The following is a 6,571-nucleotide window of genomic DNA, read 5'->3' on the forward strand; positions in this document are numbered from 1 at the left end:
GTTATGATTGAACAAACCCTCACTGTTGTGGCCCTCGATGGCCACATTGCTCATTTAGAAGCACAACAAAAACAAGCTTGTGAAGGCTGCAATGGTCGTTGCGGCTCACAAGTGTTTGGTAAGCTATTTGGCACTGCAAAAAAAACCTTCCCTTATAAATTCGAATCCTCTGTTGAAATAGGGCAAAAAGTAACTTTGTCACTTGACGATAGCCACGTCGTTAAGCATGCATTTGCGGTATACATGCTACCTCTATTTTTAAGTCTTGTGTTTGCAATGATTGCATCTGAGTTATTTTTAATAAGTGAAGGTTGGCAAATATTAGCGGCAGCGTTAGGTGGTGTTACTGGTTTCTTTATAGCTAAAACTCGCGTGAAATCGCTAAAGCACGATATAAAAGTTATAAAAATTCACCCAATTAGTATCCCTTTAACTCAAATAGATGGTGATTGACGCCAATTAAATGTAAAATTGCCGTTTTATACCAAAGTAACTTGGAAATACAGGGAATAGTGGTTTTTTAAATTATTTTATCTAGCTGAATTATGTAAATTAAATAAGTTTAACTTATTGTTATTCAATAAATAAAATGGTTTTAATCAATATTAAAAAGCATTCGTGATGTTTGTAATTTACAAACTGAGCTTATGGCATCCTACAGCAAGTATTTTCAAGTCACTTAGGTATTCATATTTAGTCCATTAAAATAGAAGTATAGAATCCAGTTTATGAAGCATATCCGTAATTTTTCGATCATCGCCCATATTGACCATGGTAAATCGACCCTTTCAGATCGTTTGATCCAAGTTTGTGGCGGTTTAACCGACCGTGAAATGCAAAAACAAGTTTTGGATTCAATGGATATTGAGCGCGAACGTGGTATTACCATTAAAGCGCAAAGTGTAACGTTGAATTACAAAGCGAACGATGGCGAAACTTATCAACTTAATTTCATTGATACTCCAGGACACGTTGATTTTACATATGAAGTATCGCGTTCTTTAGCTGCATGTGAAGGTGCACTACTCGTTGTTGATGCAGGCCAAGGCGTTGAAGCACAAACATTAGCTAACTGTTACACCGCTATTGAAATGGAATTAGAAGTAATTCCAGTACTTAACAAAATCGATTTACCGCAAGCGGATCCTTTGCGCGTTGCAGAAGAAATTGAAGAAATTATTGGTATTGATGCCCTTGATGCAGTGCAATGTAGCGCTAAAACGGGTGTAGGTATTGCCGAAGTTCTTGAAATGATTGTTAGAGATGTTCCGCCGCCAGTAGGCGATACAGATGGACCTCTACAAGCACTTATTATCGATTCTTGGTTTGACCCATACCAAGGCGTTGTATCATTAGTGCGTATTAAGCACGGTGAATTACGCACTGGCGACAAAATAAAAATAATGTCGAATGAGCATATACATACTGCCGACCAAGTGGGTGTGTTTACACCTAAGCAAACTAACACCGGTATTTTAAGAACCGGTGAAGTAGGGTTTGTTATTGCTGGCATCAAAGAGATACATGGTGCGCCAGTAGGCGATACTATAACTCATCAAAAAAATGCGGCTCCACTTCGTTTACCTGGTTTTCAAAAAATTAAGCCTCAGGTTTATGCAGGTATGTTCCCAATTGCATCAGATGAGTATGAATCATTCCGTGATGCGCTTAATAAATTAAGCTTAAACGATGCGTCGTTATTCTTTGAACCAGAGAATTCAACTGCATTAGGTTTTGGTTTCCGCTGTGGCTTTTTAGGTATGCTACACATGGAAATCATTCAAGAGCGTTTAGAGCGTGAATACGATATTGATTTAATTACAACGGCACCTACGGTAATCTATGAGATAGTTACTAAAGAAGGTACATTCCAGATTGATAACCCGTCTGATTTACCTGCAGTAAACGATATTTTAGAAATTCGTGAGCCGATTGTTGAAGCTAATATTTTGGTACCACAAGAATACTTAGGTAATGTTATTACTTTGTGTATTGAAAAACGCGGCAGCCAAACAAAAATGACCTATCACGGAAAGCAAGTAGCTGTTACGTACGAGCTACCTATGGCTGAAGTGGTAATGGACTTTTTTGATAAATTAAAATCAACAAGCCGTGGTTTTGCATCGCTTGATTATAACTTTAAACACTTTCAAACATCAGATATGGTGCGTGTTGATATTTTAATCAATAGTGAGCGTGTTGACGCACTTGCGATTATTGTTCACCGCGATGGTGCTCAGTCTCGTGGTCGTCAGTTAGCTGATGCATTAAAAGAGCTTATTCCTCGTCAAATGTTTGATATTGCGATTCAAGCAGCGATTGGACAACACGTTATTGCACGTACTACGGTAAAACAGTTACGTAAAAACGTAATTGCTAAGTGTTACGGTGGCGACGTGAGTCGTAAGAAAAAGCTACTTAAAAAGCAAAAAGATGGTAAAAAACGTATGAAGCAAGTAGGTAATGTTGAAGTGCCTCAAGAAGCGTTTTTAGCTATTTTAAAAGTTGGTAAATAAAAACAAAGGATTATAAATGGCTGGTTATTTTTCAGTTTTATTGGTGCTATTAACCTTAGGCTCAGGCTTAATATGGTTAATAGATCACTTAATGTATGCACCTAAAAGACAGGAACGCTTAGCGATAGCGCAAACGTCTGCTGGAGCTCCGTTAGATGAAGAAACTGCGGCATTAATTGCACCAGAACCAGTACTAACAGAAACAGCAAAGTCGATTTTCCCGATGATTGCAGCAATTACTATTTTTAGATCATTTATTTTTGAACCGTTTCAAATTCCATCTGGTTCAATGATGCCTACACTGTTAGTGGGTGACTTTATTTTAGTACAAAAGTATTCATATGGAATAAAAGACCCAGTTTGGCGCACTCAGTTAGTTGATATCGGTGAGCCTGAACGTGGTGATATTGTTGTTTTTAAATACCCTTTAGATGAAAGTGTTGACTATATTAAACGTACGATTGGTTTACCTGGCGATAAAATTGTTTATCGTGATAAACGTTTATATATTCAGCCAAACTGTAAAGAAGGCGAAACCCAACAGGGTGAGCTTTTATGTAATGAATTCAATAAAATTGATTTTAAACTAATTAATGATAACGAATTTAAACAAGGCCCAATGCCTCTAGCTCGTGTGAATGAAAATTTAACAACAGTTACGCATGATATATTAATCAACCCACAAGCGCCTGAAAGAAAAGGGCGTTACTATCAGCAACCGGGCACGCCTTCTGATGAATGGACTGTTCCTGCTGATCATTATTTTATGATGGGTGATAACCGCGACAACAGCCAAGATGGTCGCTTTTGGGGCTTTGTACCAAAAGAAAACTTGGTGGGTAAAGCTGTCTTTATATGGATGAGTTTTGAATTTGAGAATGGCCCTGATGATATTTTACCAGGATGGGTTCCAACTGGTGTTCGCTTTGAACGCCTAGGTAATATTCAGTAACGATGAAAAAAAATGTAACAGAATTATATAAAAAAATTGGCTATGAATTCGCTGATCAAGGTTTACTTGAACAAGCAATGACGCACCGCAGCCACAAAGGCCAACATAATGAGCGACTAGAATTTTTAGGCGACTCGATTTTAAGCTTTGTGATTGCCAATGCACTTTATGCCAAATTCCCTAAAGCGCGTGAAGGCGATTTAAGTCGCATGCGTTCAACACTTGTGCGTGGTCAAACACTTGCTGAGTTTGGTCTTGAATTTGGTCTAGGCGATTATTTACGCTTAGGGCCGGGCGAGCTTAAAAGTGGCGGTTTTCGTCGCGAGTCAACGCTTGCTGATGCAGTAGAAGCTATTATAGGCGCTGCATTTTTAGATTCAGGTATCGACAGTTGTGGCGATCTTATATTGGCGTGGTACCAATCACGTTTGGATGCTATTTCACCAGGGCTTAACCAGAAAGATCCTAAAACCCTGCTGCAAGAGTATTTACAAGCCCGTAAATTATCGTTACCGGGCTACACAGTGGTTGATACACAAGGCCAAGCACACAATCAAACATTCACGGTTGAATGTATTGTTGATGGAATGGATAGCATAATTTCTGTTGGTAGCTCGCGCCGTAAGGCCGAACAAAAAGCTGCCGAAAAAGCATTGAAGATACTTAAAAATGAACCTTGATACCTTAATACAGCCTCATGAACGTGATGTAGATACATTTTGTGGAATGGTGGCGATTGTCGGTCGACCAAACGTAGGTAAATCGACTTTGCTTAATGAAATCATTGAGCAAAAAGTGAGTATTACCTCACGTAAACCACAAACTACACGTCATCGTATTATGGGTATTCATACCGTAGATAAACACCAAGCGGTATACATAGATACACCGGGTCTACACGTTGAAGAAAAGCGTGCTATTAACCGTCTAATGAATCGAGCAGCGTCTAGTTCTATCGGCGATGTAGAGCTTATTATTTTTGTCGTTGAAGGCACTCATTGGAATGCAGATGACGATATGGTACTTAATAAAGTATCGCAAAGTGGTAAGCCTGTATTATTAGTTATTAATAAAATTGACCAAGTTAAAGACCGTGATCTTGTATTGCCTCATATGAAGTGGTTAAGTGACAAGTTTGATTTTGTTGGAATTATGCCAGTATCAGCAACGCAAGGTAAAAACGTTGATTTAATCAAAGCAGAAGTAACTAAACGCTTACCTCCTTGCGAATTTTACTTTCCTGAAGATTATGTAACTGACCGTTCGATGCGCTTTATGGCAGCTGAAGTTATCCGTGAAAAGCTAATGCGTTTTATGGGTGAAGAACTACCGTATTCTGTGACTGTTGAAATTGAGCAGTTTAAATGGCAAGACAACGGTATTTGGCACATCAATGGGTTAATTCTTGTTGAGCGCGAAACACAAAAACGCATGGTTATTGGTAATAAAGGCGAAAAGCTAAAAACCATTGGCCGTGAAGCCCGTAAAGACATAGAAGAAATGCTTGATAACAAAGTATTTTTAGAGCTTTGGGTTAAAGTTAAGTCGGGTTGGGCTGATGATGAACGTGCACTAAGAAGCTTAGGTTACAGTGAAGACTAAACCAAGCAGTAGCTTAGTGAATGGATAGCGACTTCTACACCGCGTATTTATTACATCGGCGTCCTTATAGTGACTCCCAAGTAATGTTAGATATGCTTGTAGAAGGCGTTGGCCAGTTAAGAATGCTGGCCCGAATTAGTGGTCGCCAGGCCACTAAACATAAAGCACAACTTCAGCCGTTCCAGGCACTCCTTGTTAATTACAGTGGCAAGTACGATTTAAAATATATCAATAAGTTTGAACTGCATGGTAACCCGCACTTTTTAAAAGGTGATGAGCTTTATTGTGGTTTTTATTTGAATGAGCTAACTAATCGCATCGTTCCTGTTAATGAGCCAATTGAACAAGTATTTGAGCTATATAAATCGCACCTAGGAAACCTAAACAGCGGAGCCAATTTACAAGAAGTGCTTCGCTCGTACGAATTTCAATTATTGGAATTACTCGGTTATGGCGTGGATTTTAGTTTTGATGCCAGTGGTGAACCAATAGATGAAAAGCAGACGTATAGTTATTTCCCCGAACTTGGTTTTTTAGTACAAGAAGATACGCGTTCTGGATTTAGTGGCAAACAACTCAACGCCATAGCAAATCATGACTTTAGCCAAAGTGATGTGCTATATATGGCAAAGCAATTAAGTCGCTATTTATTAAAACCCTTATTAGGTAGTAAACCATTAAAAAGCCGTGAGCTATTTATGGCCTCTCAATAAACGTAATTTTACAGGTAAGAAAATGAAAGATATTCTTTTGGGTGTAAACGTAGATCATATTGCAACACTTCGTCAAGCGCGTGGAACAAGTTACCCAGATCCAGCCCATGCAGCCAGTGTAGCAGAGCATGCAGGCGCAGACGGTATTACGATTCACTTACGTGAAGACAGACGCCATATTCAAGATCGCGACGTTTATGTGATGGCTAAAACTATCCAAACTCGCATGAATCTTGAAACCGCTGTTACCGATGAAATGATACAGATAGCGCTTGAAGTAAAACCCGAGTACGTGTGTTTAGTACCTGAAAAGCGCGAAGAGTTAACCACCGAGGGCGGCTTAGATGTAGCGGGTAATATAGATAAAATTAAAGCCGCAACAAAAACGCTTACCGACGCGGGTATTAAAGTATCGCTATTTATTGATGCAGATAAAGCACAATTAGATGCAGCTAAAGAATGTGGTGCTCCTTATGTAGAAATACACACAGGCGCGTATGCTGATGCAACAAATGATACTGATTTACACAAAGAGTTAGAGCATATTCGTGAAGGTGTTAAATACGCAGCAAGCTTAGGTTTGATTGTTAACGCTGGCCATGGTCTTCATTACCATAACGTTAAACCCATTGCCGCGATGCCTGAGATTTATGAGCTAAATATTGGCCACGCTATTATTGCTCGTGCAGCGATAGATGGGCTCGATAAAGCCGTACGCGACATGAAACGATTAATGATTGAAGCAAGAATGTAATACGAATCTACATAAGTATTTAAAAAGCTTAATT

At 39.1% G+C, this 6,571-nt stretch carries 7 protein-coding genes; all 7 read left to right on the top strand.

Annotated elements, in window-relative coordinates; translation table 11 throughout:
• Nucleotides 1–3 precede the first annotated feature (3 nt).
• The 7 genes from P20429_RS14050 to pdxJ all read left to right on the top strand — a co-directional run bounded on the left by P20429_RS14050 (nt 4) and on the right by pdxJ (nt 6,537).
• The gene (locus tag P20429_RS14050; RefSeq protein ID WP_007581722.1) at nt 4–453 is read left to right on the top strand and encodes a SoxR reducing system RseC family protein; all 450 of its coding nucleotides are present in this window, start codon (nt 4–6) and stop codon (nt 451–453) included.
• 275 nt (nt 454–728) lie between these two features.
• Nucleotides 729–2,516: a translation elongation factor 4 gene (lepA, locus tag P20429_RS14045; protein WP_007581724.1), complete on the top strand. Its 1,788-nt coding sequence runs from the start codon at nt 729–731 to the stop codon at nt 2,514–2,516.
• A 16-nt stretch (nt 2,517–2,532) separates the two neighbouring features.
• Nucleotides 2,533–3,468: a signal peptidase I gene (gene lepB, locus P20429_RS14040; protein ID WP_007581726.1), complete on the top strand. Its 936-nt coding sequence runs from the start codon at nt 2,533–2,535 to the stop codon at nt 3,466–3,468.
• Nucleotides 3,469–3,470: 2 nt separating this feature from the next.
• Entirely contained in the window at nt 3,471–4,148 is a 678-nt protein-coding gene (gene rnc, locus P20429_RS14035) for a ribonuclease III (protein ID WP_007581728.1), read from the top strand.
• Complete coding sequence (era, locus tag P20429_RS14030) at nt 4,138–5,070, top strand: GTPase Era (RefSeq protein ID WP_007581730.1); 933 nt, start codon at nt 4,138–4,140, stop codon at nt 5,068–5,070. The genes rnc and era overlap by 11 nt, the downstream gene beginning before the upstream one ends.
• A 20-nt stretch (nt 5,071–5,090) precedes the next feature.
• Nucleotides 5,091–5,783: a DNA repair protein RecO gene (gene recO / locus P20429_RS14025; RefSeq protein ID WP_007581733.1), complete on the top strand. Its 693-nt coding sequence runs from the start codon at nt 5,091–5,093 to the stop codon at nt 5,781–5,783.
• A 22-nt stretch (nt 5,784–5,805) separates the two neighbouring features.
• The gene (pdxJ, locus tag P20429_RS14020) at nt 5,806–6,537 is read left to right on the top strand and encodes a pyridoxine 5'-phosphate synthase (RefSeq protein WP_007581734.1); all 732 of its coding nucleotides are present in this window, start codon (nt 5,806–5,808) and stop codon (nt 6,535–6,537) included.
• The last annotated feature ends 34 nt before the right edge of the window (nt 6,538–6,571 follow it).

This window comes from Pseudoalteromonas sp. BSi20429 (assembly GCF_000238895.1).
Taxonomy (GTDB): Bacteria; Pseudomonadota; Gammaproteobacteria; order Enterobacterales; family Alteromonadaceae; genus Pseudoalteromonas; species Pseudoalteromonas arctica.

Coding starts and splice junctions, on each gene's coding strand:
- P20429_RS14050 (WP_007581722.1), top strand. CDS start 4: ATGATTGAACAAACCCTCACTGTTGTGGCCCTCGATGGCCACATTGCT.
- lepA (WP_007581724.1), top strand. CDS start 729: ATGAAGCATATCCGTAATTTTTCGATCATCGCCCATATTGACCATGGT.
- lepB (WP_007581726.1), top strand. CDS start 2,533: ATGGCTGGTTATTTTTCAGTTTTATTGGTGCTATTAACCTTAGGCTCA.
- rnc (WP_007581728.1), top strand. CDS start 3,471: ATGAAAAAAAATGTAACAGAATTATATAAAAAAATTGGCTATGAATTC.
- era (WP_007581730.1), top strand. CDS start 4,138: ATGAACCTTGATACCTTAATACAGCCTCATGAACGTGATGTAGATACA.
- recO (WP_007581733.1), top strand. CDS start 5,091: ATGGATAGCGACTTCTACACCGCGTATTTATTACATCGGCGTCCTTAT.
- pdxJ (WP_007581734.1), top strand. CDS start 5,806: ATGAAAGATATTCTTTTGGGTGTAAACGTAGATCATATTGCAACACTT.